This window comes from Alloacidobacterium dinghuense, assembly GCF_014274465.1.
In the GTDB taxonomy this organism is placed as follows: Bacteria; Acidobacteriota; Terriglobia; order Terriglobales; family Acidobacteriaceae; genus Alloacidobacterium; species Alloacidobacterium dinghuense.
Map to the genome: position 1 here is coordinate 469,163 of NZ_CP060394.1, position 15,426 is coordinate 484,588.

The window sequence follows — 15,426 nt, forward strand, 5'->3', positions numbered from 1 at the left end:
AGGGTCAGGTAATGGTTTCTTGCCATCATCGTTGTGCTGGCGCTAAAGAGAAACGAGGTTTAATTCGTGAATTCTACGGTCAAGACGATCATCTTTTGGGTATTTGTATTCGCATGCCTTGTGCTGCTCTGGCAGGTGTTTGAAAAGAGCACAGGTAGCGGCAAAGAGCAGGAGATCGCCTTCTCGCAGTTTCTGCAGGACGCCCAGCAAGGGCAGATCAGTGACGTGACCGTTCTCGGCGGCGAGGTGCATGGCCACTTCAAGAACGACAAGAGCCAGTTCCATGTCACCGTTCCGCCGAACTATCCGCACATTTACGACATTCTTGCCGACAACAAGGTTTCAATAACGGTAAAGGACCAAAACGGCAACTCCTGGCTCCCGATTCTGATTAATTTTTCGCCCGTCATCATCATCGGCGCACTGTGGTTCTTTATGTTGCGCCAGATGCAGAGCGGCGGTAATAAAGCGCTTTCCTTCGGTAAGAGCCGCGCGCGGCTGCTTTCAATGCAGCAGAAGAAAGTTACCTTTAAGGACGTAGCCGGCGTCGATGAGGCCAAGGAAGAACTGAAGGAGATTATCGAGTTCCTGCGGGAGGCACAGAAATTCCAGAAGCTCGGCGGGCGTATTCCAAAGGGTGTGCTTCTGGTCGGACCTCCGGGAACCGGCAAGACATTACTTGCGCGCGCCGTCGCTGGCGAAGCGAATGTCCCGTTCTTCTCCATCTCAGGTTCTGATTTTGTCGAGATGTTTGTAGGTGTGGGCGCGAGCCGCGTGCGCGACCTCTTCGAGCAGGGCAAAAAGAATGCTCCCTGCATCATCTTCATTGATGAAATCGACGCCGTGGGCCGTCACCGTGGCGCCGGCCTTGGCGGTGGACACGACGAGCGCGAGCAGACGCTGAACCAACTGCTGGTGGAAATGGATGGCTTCGAGTCAAACGACGGGGTCATTCTCGTTGCCGCAACCAACCGTCCTGATGTCCTTGATCCGGCTCTATTGCGTCCCGGCCGGTTCGATCGCCGAGTTGTAGTGGGCCGTCCCGATGTGCGCGGACGCGAAGAAGTGCTTCGTGTACACGCCAAGAAGGTCCCCCTATCCGAAGACGTCGATCTTCGCGTTCTGGCACGTGGCACACCGGGATTCAGCGGTGCTGACCTGGCCAACATGGTCAATGAAGCAGCTCTGAATGCGGCACGCGCAAACCGCAAGTCCGTCATGATGCTTGATTTCGAGCAAGCGAAGGACAAGGTTCTGATGGGCGCCGAGCGCAAGTCCATGCTGCTGACCGACGAAGAGAAGCGCGTTACGGCCTATCACGAAGCAGGGCATGCTATTGTCGCCGCAATGCGCGACCATGCTGATCCATTGCACAAGGTCACGATCATTCCGCGCGGTATGGCGCTGGGTGTGACCATGCAGCTGCCGGAAGACGACAAGCACACAGTCACGAAGGACTATCTTCAGACGCAGCTGGCCATACTGATGGGAGGCCGCATTGCCGAGGAGATCTTCCTGAAACAGATGACCACCGGCGCAGGCAACGATATCGAGCGCGCCTCGGATCTTGCTCGCAAGATGGTCTGCGAGTTCGGTATGAGCCGTCTCGGCCCTCTGACCTTCGGCAAAAAGGAAGAGCAGATCTTCCTGGGCCGCGAGATTGCGCAGCATCGCGACTTCTCGGAAGAGACGGCGCGGCAGATCGACGCTGAAGTTCGTAACTTTGTCGATGAAGCATACAAGGCTGCGTATGACCTTCTCAACAACAACCATGACACCATGCACCGCATGGCGCTTGCTTTGCTCGAACGCGAGACGATCGATGCGAATGAGATCCGAATGATCATTGAAGGCAAGGAATTGCCTCCGATGAAGTCGAATGGCGGCGGCGGTACTCCTGCTACGGGAGATGTCCAACAGGTGCTGAAACCGGAACCGAACCGTGGTGGAGGATTGCCGGAAGGCAGCCCCTCTCCCGCATAGTTCTTTGTAGCTCAACGCGAAAAAGGCAGCCTTCAGGGCTGCCTTTTTCATTGCCTGATCGTTCTATTTCCTCTTCCAGCGAACTCCTTCTTTTGAGTCCTCAAGGATGATGCCCTTCTCCAGTAGATCCTTGCGAATCGCATCGGCCCGAGCGAAGTTGCGTGCGCGACGCGCCTTGTTGCGTTCTTCAATCAGTGCGTCAATTTGCCCATCGGTCAGTGAGAGTTGAGCCCGAACTTCTGGAGATGCTTCATCGAGCCGGCCTTCCCGCTCAGCCCATTCGAGGGCGAAGCGTGTCCACCTTGCATCGTTGTCTTCAAGTACGGCGAAGATCTTTTCGAAGTCAGCGAGCACGTCAAGAATATTCGGGAGGTCGCTTTCTGAAAGGCTCCCGGCATCGGCGGCAGCATTGACAAAGCGAACAAGGTCGAAGATCGCCGCGCGTGCTTCGGCTGTGTTGAGATCGTTGGCTAAAGCCGCGCGGAACTTCTCCTTGGCTGCGCAGGCTGCTTCTCGAATGGTTGTGCCGCCCTGAGAGGAGTTGTTCTCCGGCCAAGGCGTCGTTTTCAGCCGCTGATAGAACGTACGCAACCGTTCAACGGCGCCGGTCTCCGCAGCTAGCCCTTCAAAAGTAAAGTTGAGTTGCTGGCGATAGGGGACTGACGTGAGAAGAAAGCGGATTGCTGATGCTTTGTAACCTTTGAGCAGCAGGTCGCGCAGTGTGTAGAAGTTTCCCTCCGACTTCGACATCTTGCGGCCTTCTACAAGCAGAAAGCGCACATGAAACCAGTGGCGGGCGAAGGCTGTGTGCGTAGCCGATTCCGACTGTGCGATCTCGTTCTCGTGATGGGGAAACATCAGATCTTCGCCCCCCGCGTGGAGATCGAACGATTCGCCGAGATACTCCATTGCCATCGCCGAGCACTCGATATGCCAGCCCGGCCGACCCGGTCCCAGATCGGTTTCCCAACGATATTCACCGGGTTTGGGCGCTTTCCAAAGGGCAAAGTCACGCGCAGAATCTTTGTCGTACTCGTCGACGTCAACGCGTGCCCCGTCGGCAATGCCGGAGAAATCCTTCTTCGAAAGCTTGCCGTATTCCGGGAACTTGGCAATGCGGAAGTACCACGAGCCGTCTTCCACCTTGTAAGCAATATCCTGCTCGGCAAGGCGTTTGATGAGAGCAACCATCTCCGGGATGTGCTCGGTCGCACGCGCGACGACCTCGGGATGTTCGACGGAGAGAGCGTCCAGATCTTCGAAGAATGCCTTCTCAAAGCGGGGTGTGTATTCGCTGATCGGAACATAGGCCGCCGCCGCGTTTCGAATGATCTTGTCATCCACATCCGTAATGTTCATCACATGACGGACCTTCATGCCTTGCAGCTCTAATGTCCGGCGCAGAACATCGACATGCAGAAATGTACGGAAGTTGCCAATGTGGCCGTAATCATACACCGTGGGCCCGCAGGCATAAATGCGAAGCGCCTCACCGTCTGAGGGTTGGAGTTCTTCGATGCTGTTCGTCAGGGTATTAAAAAGGCGAATGGTCATTCGTGCGGTTTGCAACTGCTTCGAGTTCACTTGCGATTTTATCAGTTGACCTCATCGGCCCAGCGCAAGCGAAGGTTCGGCAGAAAGGTCCGTCGGTGCGAATGCGTCATCGAGCAGCTTTGGCCATGCCGCCGCCGCTACCATCGCGGCATTGTCTGTGGAAAGCGCGAGCGAAGGAAAGGCAATGGGAAGATTCCGTTCCGCCGCATGGGCCGCGAAGCGCGCGCGCAATTCGCGATTAGCGGCCACTCCACCGGATACGAGGATGCTCGCAGCGCCAAAAGCCTCCGCAGCCTGAAATGTCTTGCGGCGCAGGTCATCGACGACGGCCCGCTGAAACGAAGCAATCAGATTCAGCGCCTCTTCGTCGCACAGCGGAAACGCGTCTGCTGGTTGTGCGAAAGAAATCTGCGCAAGAGCACTGCGACGCGATTCAATCGAGGCGAACAGATCGTGCGTCTGGACGTAGCGCAGCACTGCCGTCTTGATGCCGCTGAATGAGAAGGAAAACCGTCGAGCCGGCGCATCGCCGTTGCTGTCTTTGCGGTGGGCTTTGGGTTTGATCTGTGCGAAGGAGAAAGGGACGGCACCCGGGTTGCCGTAGGGCGCCAGGGCGTCGATCCAGGGGCCGCCGGGGTAGCCGAGGCCGAGGAGCTTCGCTACCTTGTCGAAGGCCTCGCCGGCGGCGTCGTCTACGGTGTGGCCTACATTGCGGTAGTGCCAGGATTCGCCGTTACGGCGGACAAGGTAGAGATGCGTGTGGCCGCCGGAGACTACGAGGGCCAGCGCGGGCAACGGAATCGGCTCTGCTGCCAGTTCTGCCTGTTCCAGCAGGACGGCGTGGATATGGCCTTCGAGGTGGTTCACGGCGATCAGGGGCTTCCCCAGGGCGAAGGCTAAGGACTTGGCGTAGGTGATGCCTACAAGCAGCGCTCCGGCCAGGCCAGGGCCTTCGGTCACGGCGATGGCGTCCAGGTCCTGAAGGGTGATTCCGGCCTCGGCGATTGCGGCGCGGACTACCGGGACGATGTTGCGCAGGTGCTCGCGGGAGGCCAGCTCGGGCACGACTCCGCCGTAGGGAGCGTGCGTCGCAATCTGCGAGGCGACTACGTTTGATAGGCTCTCGGTTCCGCGGCGGACGACGGCGGCTGCTGTTTCGTCGCAGGAGCTCTCTATGCCTAATATCAGACCTGTGCTCATCTCTCTATGATAGAGGAGAGAAACTGCAGGTCCCTCCGCTTCGCGCTCTGCGCTCCGGTCGGGATGACAAAGACTGAATGGCGAAGAGTCAGGCACAACTTGCGGCTGAGGCCATTGTCGAGCGGCTACGCGCCGAAGGATACGACGCGTACTTCGCTGGCGGATGCGTGCGTGACATGCTGCTAGGGCGCGAGCCTGCGGACTTCGACGTGGCTACAAATGCGCGTCCGGATGTGGTACTTGACCTGTTTCCTCGGACGTTTGCGGTGGGGGCGCACTTCGGGGTTGTTCTGGTTGCGGACGAGGTAGACGGCGAGGAGATTGTGACCGAGGTGGCTACATTCCGCTCCGATGGCGCTTACTCGGATGGTCGTCGTCCCGACGAGGTGCGCTTCTCAGACAGCCCGCAGGAAGACGTGGTGCGGCGCGACTTTACTATCAACGGAATGCTGCTCGATCCGCAGGTGCTCGCGAAGACCGGCGATCCGGGACTGGCCGTGCTCGACTTCGTCGGCGGGCGCGAGGATCTTGCCGCCGGCTTCGTTCGGGCGATCGGCGATCCGGACAAGAGGTTTGCCGAAGATCGGCTTCGGATGCTGCGTGCGATTCGGTTTGCGGCCCGTTTCAAGTTTCAGATCGCGCCGAAGACCGAGGCAGCGATTCGCGGCCATGCTGCCGCTATTTCGCAGGTCAGCTGCGAACGGATTCGGGATGAGCTGACGCGCATGATCACCGAAGGGCGGGCGCGCCGGGCATTTGAGCTACTCGACCGGACAGGGCTGCTCAGGCAGGTGCTGCCGGAGGTCCACGCTCTTCACGTTGTAGCCCAGCCGCCTGAGTACCATCCCGAGGGCGATGTGTGGGTGCACACGCTATTGCTGCTCGAGAAGCTGCCTGCCGGCGTCTCGCCGACGCTCGCCTGGGGGGCGCTGCTGCACGATGTGGGCAAGCCGGCGACCTTCGAGCGCGCTCCCGACCGCATCCGCTTCAACGGGCACGTCGAGGTGGGCGTGCGGATTGCGGAGGATATCTGCCGCAGGCTGCGCTTTTCGAGCGAAGATACGGCACAAATCGCGTCTTTAGTGGCCAATCACATGCGTTTTGGCGATGTTAAGCATATGAAAGAGTCGACGCTGAAGCGGTTTTTCCGGCTGCCGCGCTTTTCCGAGCACCTGGAGTTGCACCGGATCGATTGCCTGTCGAGCCATGCCGATCTGTCGCTCTACGAGTACGCCAAGGAGCGCTATGAGACGCTTCCCGAGGAGGCGGTGAAGCCTCCGCTTCTGGTGACGGGCGAGGACCTGATCGCTGCCGGATACCGTCCGGGGCCGCGCTTCAAGGAGATGCTGGCCGTAGCCGAGGACGCGCAGCTTGAGGGCCTGATCGCCTCCAAGGACGAGGGATTGGCGCTGGTGCAGGCGGCCTTCCCAGTGGACTCCCCCTCCCCCCGGGGCGGGTAGCTTCTTTCTTTTATTTTCAACGAGATAGCGGGGGAAATCCCCCGCTATCTCATTGATTCTTCAATTGGTTAGGGTGTTTCTAGTGTTTTCAATCACTTGCCGGGTAATCGGTTCCGACTATTACCCCTCTCTGCCTGAAATGCCCACTGTGCACCTGCTCACTGTCAAGTCGAAGCAGTTTCGTTACGAGCATCAGAGATTTGAAGTGGCCGGGCTTACTCCGACGCCGAGCGAGACGGTCGCGCCGATGCGCGCCGCTGAGTGTCCGGTGCAGATGGAGGCGCGTGTCGAGAAGCTGCACCCGATGAACGGTGGGAAGCTGAAGGAGCTAGGCGGCGGCGTGGCGGCTGAGGTTGAGATCGTGCGCGTGCATGTAGACGAGGAGTTTGTGCTCGGCGGGCATTATGTCAATCCGCAGAAGTGGTCGCCGCTGATTTATAACTTCCGGCATTATTTCCGGCTTGCGGAGACGGAGCTGGGAAAGACGTTTCGGGCGAAGAAATAAGGCGCGGAATAAGGAGGCGCTTCGCGCGGCGAGAGTGATCCGCTGCGGTCTGCGACCTTGAGCGGATGGATCTTCCACCCCAATGCGCAAAAATCGCGCATTGGGGACCCCGGTCTACGGCAGTAAGATACGCCGTCTCTCGACGGCGGGTTTTTCCGGGGGCTTAAGCCCTCCGGCTTCTACCTGGAGGTGCTTTGCGCCTCTTCTGGAGTCACCTTTGCAACCAGCTAAGTAGTTAGCTGGTCATACTTCGCCATTACCTCTTGAGCAATAGCAATTTGTCCCGTAACGTTCCACGCAGAAGATGGATTGATTCTCAAGCTTTTTAGTGCTTCAAGAACAACTTCGTTGCCACGTATAGCCAAAAGCATCATCGCGAGATGGTAAATGCAAAGGCCTTTTTGGAGATGCGATGTGGAACTTGGTCCAGTATGCCAGACGCTGCGACAACGGCTAACGTACTCGACAATTCCTTCTTCATACTGTTTAAGCGCCTTGCGTAAATCCCGTAATGTCTTAAGGCCTGCTAGATTGGCAGCGCGGGCTCTCATTTCTGCTGTCTTTTCCGGAAATTCGTCGTGTAGTTCTAACTGAAGGAGATCTGCAATAACATTATCGAGTTTATGCACCAATGGTTCTTGGTCTACAAATGCTTGAAGTGAGATTGGATCAACAAGCAATTCAGGAACTTCTGATTCTACCTGGACAGCGATCGCTCGCGAGTAATCGGCTTTTTGCTTTCTGATATCTAGAAATTCCGTTTCTGCAATTTCAAGGAGAGCCGCAATACGATAAAACCTTCTCTTTATGTGATCAGGAAACGATTCCTTTAGGTCATACCAGCTATGTTCAATTTCAGACCATGCGTGTCGCAGGATCGATGTAATCTGAATTTCACAACAGACATTAGTAAATTTTTTGTATTGGACATCTAGAACGCGTCTTGATGAGTGGGTACATATCAAATTCAGCGCGTAATACCCAAATCGATCTGGCTGAGTTTCTCGTTTATCGACAGACTTGTCTGAATCGATAGCGAATTCCCGTTTGATAATCTCTGCAACACTGTCAACTTCATCTTCGTAATATGTGATTACCCTTAGACCTGCAAGGTCGGTAATGTCATCGAGATTCTTGTAGTTTTTTGAAGGGTCGAGATACTTGGTCTTTAATTTATCTCTGCCTTTTACGCGAGCTTGTACCGATTGGAAGTGGATGCTTGCATCTTTCAAGCATTCTTCAATCAAGGTTTTTGTTTTATTACAGAACTCGACTAGATTGTCTTTGCGACGGTCAAAATCGGCGAGCACGGATTCCACATCCGCCCTACCAGTAGAGTTTTCAAAGTCCAAGGTGATATGTTCCGCTAATCGACATCGCTACGTTTTGTTAACTTAGCTCCAAATCTCATTTCAGGCATGCCAATTGGTTGCCCTTGGGCAATAGCATTATTTTCATCTTTCAAGCTTCCTTCGAGGAGAAGAGTGAACCTCTTTCCTATTGTTCCAAATACGCTCTGAAAGCTATCGATAAACGGTTGTACTTCGAGCCTCGCTGTAAACGAATGGTTTTCCAGCCTATAGGAGCCAAGATAAAAATACCCTGAATCGCCCCCATAAATCTTGCCTCGACTTAACACAGCTATTCCCCCGCCGAAGATACCCGCGCTGCTACCAAATTCGACGGTCCACAATCCATCCATATTTGACCTTCAAATCATTCCGATCAGTGTAGCGCATGTGCCCGGAGACTCCCCGCTCCTAGTGCTCCTATCCTGCTAAGCAGATGATGACTAAAGACCCAGGTTAGGTTCGTGAAACTGGGCACCCAGTTTAATGCATGGCTGCTACGGCTTCGCCCTCAGGGGCTTCGACTAGTTCGCCGATGCGAGTTCTGCCGATCAGCAGGACCAGTAGCGCGATGAACGATGTGCTCGATAGGATTGACACGATGGCTGTCGCGCCGAGGACGCCGATGCCCATGGAGATGGCGGAGCCTACTCCGGCTTGTAGGAAGCCCAAGAGGGCCGATGCGCTGCCTGCGTCCTTGGAAAAGGGCGCCATGCCCAGGGCGGCGGCGTTGGGGTAGGTGAGTCCGATCGCCAATAAGAAAAAGAAGAAGAGGACGAGCGTGGCTTGCAGGTCGAGGATGTGGGCGTGCGCGCTCACAAAGAAGATGACTCCGACGAATACCTGAAAAGCGAGGGCGTAGAAGAAGATCTGCTGGCTGGTGAAGCGGCGCAGCAGGAAGACGTTGACCTGGTTGCCTCCAATGAAGCCCATGACGAGAACGGCGAAGATGAGGCCGAAGGCGCGGGCGCCGAGGTGGTAGCCGTCCATGAAGATAATGGGCGAGCCGGCGACGAAGGCGAAGAGGCCGGCGAAGGAGAAGGCTCCGGCGAGCGCGTAGGTGGTGAATTGCGCTTTGCGGAGGATCGTCCAGAAGCCCTGCAGGATGGGCTGCGGGCGGAGCGAGATGGAGCGGTCGGGGGTGTGGCCCTCGGGTAGCAGGGTGAAGGTCAGGGTGAGGATCACGAGCGCGTTGGCGGCGAGAGCGAGGAAGATCCAGCGCCAGTTGAGCGACGCGACGAGCATGCTGCCGATGGTGGGTGCGAGCAGCGGTGAGGTCCCGATGATGAGGAAGAGCAGGGAGAAGACTTTGGCGCTTTCGCTCGCGTGGAAGAAGTCGCGCACCATGGCGATGGCGGCGACCTGCGCGGCGCAGCCTCCGAGAGCCTGGATGAAGCGTAGCGCGATGAAGGCCTGGATGCTGTGCGCCTGCGCCAATCCGATGGACGCGACGATGTAGACGGCAAGGCCGAAGTAGAGCGGGCGCTTGCGTCCGAAGCGGTCAAGGAGCGGCCCGTAGAGGATCTGGCCGAGGGCGAAGCCGATGAAGTAGGTCGAGAGCGAGAGATCGATGGCGGAGGTGGTGGTGTGGAAATCGGCGGCGAGGTGGGAGAAGGCCGGGAGATACATGTCGATGGCAAAGGGCGTAACGACACTGAGCAGGCCCAGCAGGACGATGATCCACGCATGTTTATTTCTTAACGATGTCATTTTTCTCGATGGCGGTGCGAAGTGGTGAGTCGGGTGCGGATCTCTGTCCGGCTTTTTCTCTATTTTAGTGATTCAGATTGGGTTGGCGAGGATTCACTGGACCGTTGTTATCTTTCGGACGATGATGGAGTCCGCCACTTTCCTGCGGGAGCCGTGTTTACAGGTACAGGGAGGAGAACGCTCCAGAAATGAAACGACTGAATCTTTTTCTCTGCGCTGCTGCCCTGGTAACGTCCACTACTTTTGCGCAGACTGAGCTGACGCCGGGCACGGTCAGCTACAGCATTGAGCAAAATAGCAAGAAGCTGGGCACGGCGAGCTATACGATCCAGAATGCCCCCAATAAGTACATCGTAACTTCGACCGGCAAGATGACCGAGGATAAGTTCAGCTATGCCTTCTCGAATACGCAGAAGCTGGACATGTCGCTGAACCTTATCACCGATCAGCTGAGCGGGGTGGTCGATGGCAAGGCAGTGAGCTTCAGCGCCAGCTCCGATCCGACGGGGCGGCAGTTCAAGCTGGACATTTCGGCGAACGGCACGCAGCAGAATAACTCGGTGGACCGGAACCAGAATGCGGTGCTGCTGACGGACCTCGATCCGGCGGCATATATGGTGCTGGCGAATATTGCCATGCGCAATCCTACCCACTCCTGGGCGCTGATTCCCAAGGAGAACGGCTTTCTTGTGCCGGTCACATTTTCACCGCAGCCTGATACGCAGGGACGTTTGAATGGGCAACCTGTTTCGGTGAAGTATGTGAGCGCTGCGATTGGCGGTCAGAACGCGATTACGATTGAGCTGTTCTATTCGGCGGACGGTCATCTGCTGGAAGCGGACCTTCCGCAGCAGAATTTTTACGTGATTCGCGATGGGTTTAAGCTGACGAACCGGCCAAAGCCTCCGACTCCGCCACCCGGACAGGCTCCCCCATCGCAGGACCAGCAGAGCAAGCTGGAGGATCCTCAAACGGCTGAGTAGGCGAGTAAACTCAGCACATGCCTACTCAAGCTGAAAAAGCCGCGACCTTCAAGTCGCTTCATTATCGGAACGAGCCACTTGTCGTTGCCAATCCATGGGATGCGGGTACGGCGCGCATTCTTGCGGCGCTTGGATTTGAAGCCTTTTCAACGACTAGTGGAGGACTTGCGATCACCCTTGGGCGGCGCGATGGCACGGGCAGCGTGAGCCGCGATGAGGCACTTGCGAATGCGAAGGCAATTGTAGATGCCACGCATCTTCCGGTGGCTGCCGATCTTGAAAACGGATACGGGCACACTCCGGAGGCTGCGGCGGAAACGATTCGGCTGGCGGTGTCGGTTGGGCTGGTTGGCGGGTCGATTGAAGATTCCTCCGGCGATTCGGCTCGCCCTATTTATGACTTTGATCATGCAGTAGAGCGTGTGGCGGCAGCTGCGGAAGCGGCGCGTGCTCTGCCTTTTCCTTTCATGTTTGTAGCGCGTGCGGAGAATTATCTGCACGGACGGGCTGATCTGGATGACACCATTCGCCGCCTGCAGGCATTTGAGAAGGCCGGGGCGGAGGTCTTGTATGCTCCGGGCCTTACGCGCGAAGAGGATATTCGCGCTGTCTGCGCTGCTGTCAACAAGCCGGTGAATGTATTGGCGGCGCTGAAAGACGCGCCGCATCTCAGCGTGGCGGAGCTGGCTAGTCTGGGGGTGCGCCGCATCAGCTTAGGGTCTGCTTTAAGCCGGGCCGCGCTGACGGCATTCGTTCATGCAGCGCGCGAGATCAAGGCAGACGGGACCTTCGGCTTTGCGGCAGCGACTTTTTCCTTAGGCGAGCTGATGGATCTGGCAGCTGGCTGATCGAGCCGGGAGATTTGGAGCGAGGAAGAATCTCTGAATGTTAAGAGATTCTTCCTCAGTTCTTTTGTGGGTGAGTTGCCAGCGTTTTGCGACGGCTGGCTGCACATGCATCCCGGCGCCGGCTAAGCCCAGCTGCCTGCTGGAGTTACTTCTGGGCCTGGTCGAAGCGCTTGTTGATTTCGTCCCAGTTGACGGTATTCCACCATGCGGCGAGGTAGTCGGGGCGCTTGTTCTGGTATTTCAGGTAGTAGGCGTGCTCCCAGACATCGTTGCCGAGAATGGGGTAATGGCCCTGCGAGAGCGGGCTGTCCTGGTTCGCAGTCGTGACGATTTTCAGCTTGCCGCCGTCCCAGACAAGCCAGCCCCAGCCGGAGCCGAATTGTTTTGCTGTCGTTTCGTTGAACTGTTTCTTGAAGGAGTCGAAGTCGCCGAAGTCTTTGCGTATCTGCTCGGCAATGCGGCCTGTAGGTTCACCGCCGCCTTTTGGTTTCATGATGTTCCAGAACATGGTGTGGTTGACGTGGCCGCCGCCGTTGTTGCGCACGGCGGTGCGGACGTCTTCGGGAACGTTGTTTAAATTGCGCAGCAGGTCTTCAGCGGTGTGCTTGGCGAGATCAGGGTGCTTCTCGATGGCCGCATTGAGATTGGTGACGTAGGCCTGGTGATGCTTGTCATGATGAAACTTCATCGTGGCTTCGTCGATGTGGGGTTCGAGAGCGGCATAGTCGTAGGGTAGGGGTGGGACTTCGTGTGCCAAAGCTTTCCTCCTGTTGTTCTTGCGTGGATGTCTCGGGTGTCTAAATCACCCTGTTGTTCTGCGTCCTCAATGATAAGGGATGCGGAAGGTCAGTGTTTGGGTGCTGGGAGTGGTCGGGGAGATTTTAATTTTGGTATGAGAAGGCACTTGTCCGAAATGCCTATTTTTGCGGCCAAGTGAATTACTTCCGGTTTGCCGACCAACCGGACTTTACTAAAGACAAGCACGTTTCCAACGACTACTCTGGCAATCGGCTGATGTGGTAGCTGCACACCCTCTGAGTTTCCGGTCCCAAGTGCGAGAGGAGAAGTTTCCTCTCTCTGATTTCTGGGAGCCATTCGCCGATCTCAATTCCTATCAGATCATCTAATCGTCCGTCGCTCTTACCTTCGGCCGACACGACCTCCAAAAACTCGCATGCCTTCGCGATGTTGGCAACGTCGTGCGCTTCAAGACATGCTTCGAGCCACGGATTGAGAACACAACCGACGGCCACATACGGTAACGGATCATCCTCGTCCATATAGGCCATACATTCGTCGTGAAGGATTGGCAACCAGTTGAGCATCTCCTTCACAAACGTTTCGTAGGTCACACTCATTTCTCCGGTACATCCGCCTCTACGCTTCCAAATAGTCTCACGAACAGGCTGGTTGAAGGATCAGTCGATCAATACGAGAGGTTGGACAACGAAAGTGATTTTTTTGCCGTATGACCGCCTACTCGGAAGTAGTCCCCTTGTCCGTATAACGGGCTTGTCGGAAATGTGCGTCTCAAAGTTCCATCAGGCTGACCCGCTACCTTACTTTTGGGTCGTTAAGGCGGCTTAAGAATCGCACCCTTTCGCTATGCGCGGAGGAATGGCGCACCCATTCTAGTGCTTCTTTCTAAACTGCCTAGAGCTGGCGGTGCATCACGAAGGCGTCGACGTAGCCCTGTTTGGGGTGGTTAAAAGCTTTGGGCAGGCGGCCCACGATTTCAAAACCGAATTTCTGCCAGAGGCGCACGGCGACCTCGTTGGTGCTGATGACGATGTTGAACTGCATGGCGCGGAAGCCGCGTTCGCGGGCCCGGTCAAGGGAGTGGGCGCACATGGCGCCAGCGATGCCGCGTCCTGTGGCCCAAGGTGCGGTCATGTATCCGCAGTTGGCAACGTGGCTGCCTCCGCCCTGTTGATTGGCACGAAGGTAATAGGCTCCGAGGATTTCTCCGTTTTCTTCCGCGACGAAGGTATCGTGGTGCGGCGCGTACCAGTATTCGAGAGACTGCTGGCGGGTAAAATCGCGCGGCAGGGTATAGGTTTCACCGGCACGGATGGTGGGTTCGAGAATCTTCCAAACCGCGTCGGCATCCATGCTGGTTGAAGGACGGATCGTGATCACATTGACAGGATAGATTGCTGCTCTGCGCTGGAACGCATCTCGCAATCTTCGATACACTGCGAATAGGATCTTGAACAGGATCTTTGATTGGGGACGGATGGGATGTCGAGAAAAAACAGGTCGTCTCCTTTAACTCCTTTCATGGTCAGGATGTAGCGCATTGAGCATTTTGCAGAGGACATTTGGTTCTCTGTTTTCCCGGCAGTACGGTGAGGGGCTAAGGGCTTCTTGCCATCAGAAATTGCTAGAGACTTTCTGCATTTGGGTCGTTCCCGCATAACCCGCAGGCAACTTTTGCGCACCGCCGGCGCTTCCGGAATGCTGGTGCTGGGCGCGCCCGCCATAGGCGCCGCTGAGGGTTTCCAGAACCAGCAGCAGGCACCGGCAGTAAAGCCGGGGCAGGAGCCGAAAACCGAGGCGCAGAACGCCGAGCAATATCAGCGCGGTACAGGCGTTTTCATCAACCGTCCACTGACGCAGGTTTCGAAGCAGGCCGATGCGCTGCTCGATGATCTGGAAGGACGCGGCTGCGATTTCTTTTACAACGAGGCTAGTCCGAAGACTGGATTGGTGCGCGATCGCGCTCCAGCCGCGGGACGGTCGCTGAGTCGCGTGGCCAGCATTGCCGCGACTGGGTTTGGGCTGACGGCGATGTGTATTGCGGCGAAGCGGAACTATCTACCCAAGTTGCAATGTGAGCAGCGCGTGGAAAAGACGCTGGCGTTTTTGCTGGAAGATTGCCCGCATGAACACGGTTTTCTGTATCACTTCATCGATATGGAGAGCGGGCAGCGGATGTTCGGCAGCGAACTGTCGTCGATCGATACGGCGCTGCTGCTGTGCGGGGTGTTGACCTGCCGCCAGTACTTTGCAGGCAATACGCGCATCGAGGCGCTGGCGACGACTTTTTATCGGCGCATCGACTGGGAGTGGATGCTGAACGGCGGCACCACGCTTTCGATGGGATGGCTGCCGGACCAGGGATTTTTGAAGCATCGCTGGGACATCTATGCCGAGCTGATGACGATGTACCTGCTGGCGATCGGGTCGCCGACGCATTCCATCGGCGCGGAGACGTGGAACGCGCTGCAGAGACCGCTGGTGCAGTATGGCGGCATTGATTACATCAGCGGACTGGCTCCGTTGTTTATTCACCAGTATGCGCATGCGTGGTGCGATTACCGCGACCAGCGGGATCTGCATACGAACTACTTCACCAATTCCATTGCCGCGACGCGCGTGCATCAATTGTGGTGTATGACGCTGGGGGGTAAGTATTCGTGGATTGACCAGGACTTGTGGGGGATTACGGCGTCGGATTCGCGCGAGGGGTATCGCGTGTGGGGCGGGCCTCCGGCGATGGGGCCGCTGGATGGCACGGTCGTGCCGTCGGCATGCGCGGGATCGCTGCCATTTCTTCCGGCAGAATGCTCGCATGTGCTGCTCAGCATGCGGCAGAAGTATGACGACAAGGTATGGACGCGCTATGGGTTTGTCGATGCCTTCAACCCCAAGGCGAACTATTATGCAACGGATATTCTTGGCATCAACCAGGGGGTCAGCGTATTGATGGCGGAGAATCTGCGCACAGGGTTTGTATGGGAACAGTTTATGAAAAATCGCGAGGTCGGGCACGCCATGCGCGAGGTACAGTTCCATCCCGATCCCGACACGAATTCACAGGTACTCTAGGCA

14 protein-coding genes are annotated in these 15,426 nt (G+C 56.7%); 6 read left to right on the forward strand and 8 right to left on the reverse strand.

The window, feature by feature from the left end; genetic code table 11:
• Nucleotides 1-66: 66 nt before the first annotated feature.
• Nucleotides 67-1,983, forward strand: a complete 1,917-nt coding sequence (gene ftsH / locus H7849_RS01905) for an ATP-dependent zinc metalloprotease FtsH (RefSeq protein WP_186743733.1) — start codon at nt 67-69, stop codon at nt 1,981-1,983.
• Between the two features lie 63 nt (nt 1,984-2,046).
• On the opposite strand, the gene cysS is transcribed toward ftsH, so the two are convergent.
• Both cysS and tsaD read right to left on the reverse strand, forming a co-directional pair.
• A complete protein-coding gene (gene cysS, locus H7849_RS01910) occupies nt 2,047-3,537 on the reverse strand; it encodes a cysteine--tRNA ligase (protein WP_186743734.1) in 1,491 nt (496 codons plus the stop codon).
• 51 nt (nt 3,538-3,588) lie between these two features.
• Entirely contained in the window at nt 3,589-4,737 is a 1,149-nt protein-coding gene (gene tsaD / locus H7849_RS01915) for a tRNA (adenosine(37)-N6)-threonylcarbamoyltransferase complex transferase subunit TsaD (protein WP_186743735.1), read from the reverse strand.
• Between the two features lie 77 nt (nt 4,738-4,814).
• Between tsaD and H7849_RS01920 the strand changes: the two genes are divergently transcribed.
• Nucleotides 4,815-6,197, forward strand: a complete 1,383-nt coding sequence (locus H7849_RS01920) for a CCA tRNA nucleotidyltransferase (RefSeq protein ID WP_186743736.1) — start codon at nt 4,815-4,817, stop codon at nt 6,195-6,197.
• A gap of 82 nt (nt 6,198-6,279) precedes the next feature.
• Nucleotides 6,280-6,702, forward strand: a complete 423-nt coding sequence (locus tag H7849_RS01925) for a hypothetical protein (RefSeq protein WP_186743737.1) — start codon at nt 6,280-6,282, stop codon at nt 6,700-6,702.
• Between the two features lie 227 nt (nt 6,703-6,929).
• Here H7849_RS01925 and H7849_RS01930 read toward each other — a convergent pair whose 3' ends face one another.
• The 3 genes from H7849_RS01930 to H7849_RS01940 form a co-directional block, all read right to left on the reverse strand.
• Nucleotides 6,930-8,054, reverse strand: coding sequence for a GTP pyrophosphokinase (locus tag H7849_RS01930; RefSeq protein ID WP_186743738.1), 1,125 nt, complete (start codon nt 8,052-8,054; stop codon nt 6,930-6,932).
• A 14-nt stretch (nt 8,055-8,068) separates the two neighbouring features.
• Nucleotides 8,069-8,404 carry a GrlR family regulatory protein gene (locus H7849_RS01935; RefSeq protein WP_186743739.1) on the reverse strand — a complete coding sequence of 112 codons (336 nt, stop codon included), beginning with the start codon at nt 8,402-8,404 and terminating at the stop codon, nt 8,069-8,071.
• Nucleotides 8,405-8,534: 130 nt separating this feature from the next.
• The gene (locus tag H7849_RS01940; protein ID WP_186743740.1) at nt 8,535-9,761 is read right to left on the reverse strand and encodes a multidrug effflux MFS transporter; all 1,227 of its coding nucleotides are present in this window, start codon (nt 9,759-9,761) and stop codon (nt 8,535-8,537) included.
• A 188-nt stretch (nt 9,762-9,949) separates the two neighbouring features.
• Here H7849_RS01940 and H7849_RS01945 point away from each other — a divergent pair, with 188 nt between their 5' ends.
• Together H7849_RS01945 and H7849_RS01950 are read left to right on the forward strand one after the other, a co-directional pair.
• Nucleotides 9,950-10,744 (forward strand): hypothetical protein, encoded by a 795-nt coding sequence (locus tag H7849_RS01945; protein WP_186743741.1) that lies wholly within the window; start codon nt 9,950-9,952, stop codon nt 10,742-10,744.
• 17 nt (nt 10,745-10,761) lie between these two features.
• Nucleotides 10,762-11,592 (forward strand): isocitrate lyase/PEP mutase family protein, encoded by an 831-nt coding sequence (locus tag H7849_RS01950; RefSeq protein ID WP_186743742.1) that lies wholly within the window; start codon nt 10,762-10,764, stop codon nt 11,590-11,592.
• 145 nt (nt 11,593-11,737) lie between these two features.
• Here H7849_RS01950 and H7849_RS01955 read toward each other — a convergent pair whose 3' ends face one another.
• The 3 genes from H7849_RS01955 to H7849_RS01965 all read right to left on the reverse strand — a co-directional run bounded on the left by H7849_RS01955 (nt 11,738) and on the right by H7849_RS01965 (nt 13,731).
• Nucleotides 11,738-12,349 (reverse strand): superoxide dismutase, encoded by a 612-nt coding sequence (locus H7849_RS01955; RefSeq protein ID WP_186743743.1) that lies wholly within the window; start codon nt 12,347-12,349, stop codon nt 11,738-11,740.
• A 238-nt stretch (nt 12,350-12,587) separates the two neighbouring features.
• Nucleotides 12,588-12,944, reverse strand: coding sequence for a DUF7674 family protein (locus H7849_RS01960; protein WP_186743744.1), 357 nt, complete (start codon nt 12,942-12,944; stop codon nt 12,588-12,590).
• 301 nt (nt 12,945-13,245) lie between these two features.
• Nucleotides 13,246-13,731 (reverse strand): GNAT family N-acetyltransferase, encoded by a 486-nt coding sequence (locus tag H7849_RS01965; protein WP_251106544.1) that lies wholly within the window; start codon nt 13,729-13,731, stop codon nt 13,246-13,248.
• Nucleotides 13,732-14,025: 294 nt separating this feature from the next.
• On the opposite strand from H7849_RS01965, the gene H7849_RS01970 reads away from it, so the two are divergent.
• A complete protein-coding gene (locus H7849_RS01970) occupies nt 14,026-15,423 on the forward strand; it encodes a glucoamylase family protein (protein ID WP_251106545.1) in 1,398 nt (465 codons plus the stop codon).
• Nucleotides 15,424-15,426 lie beyond the last annotated feature (3 nt).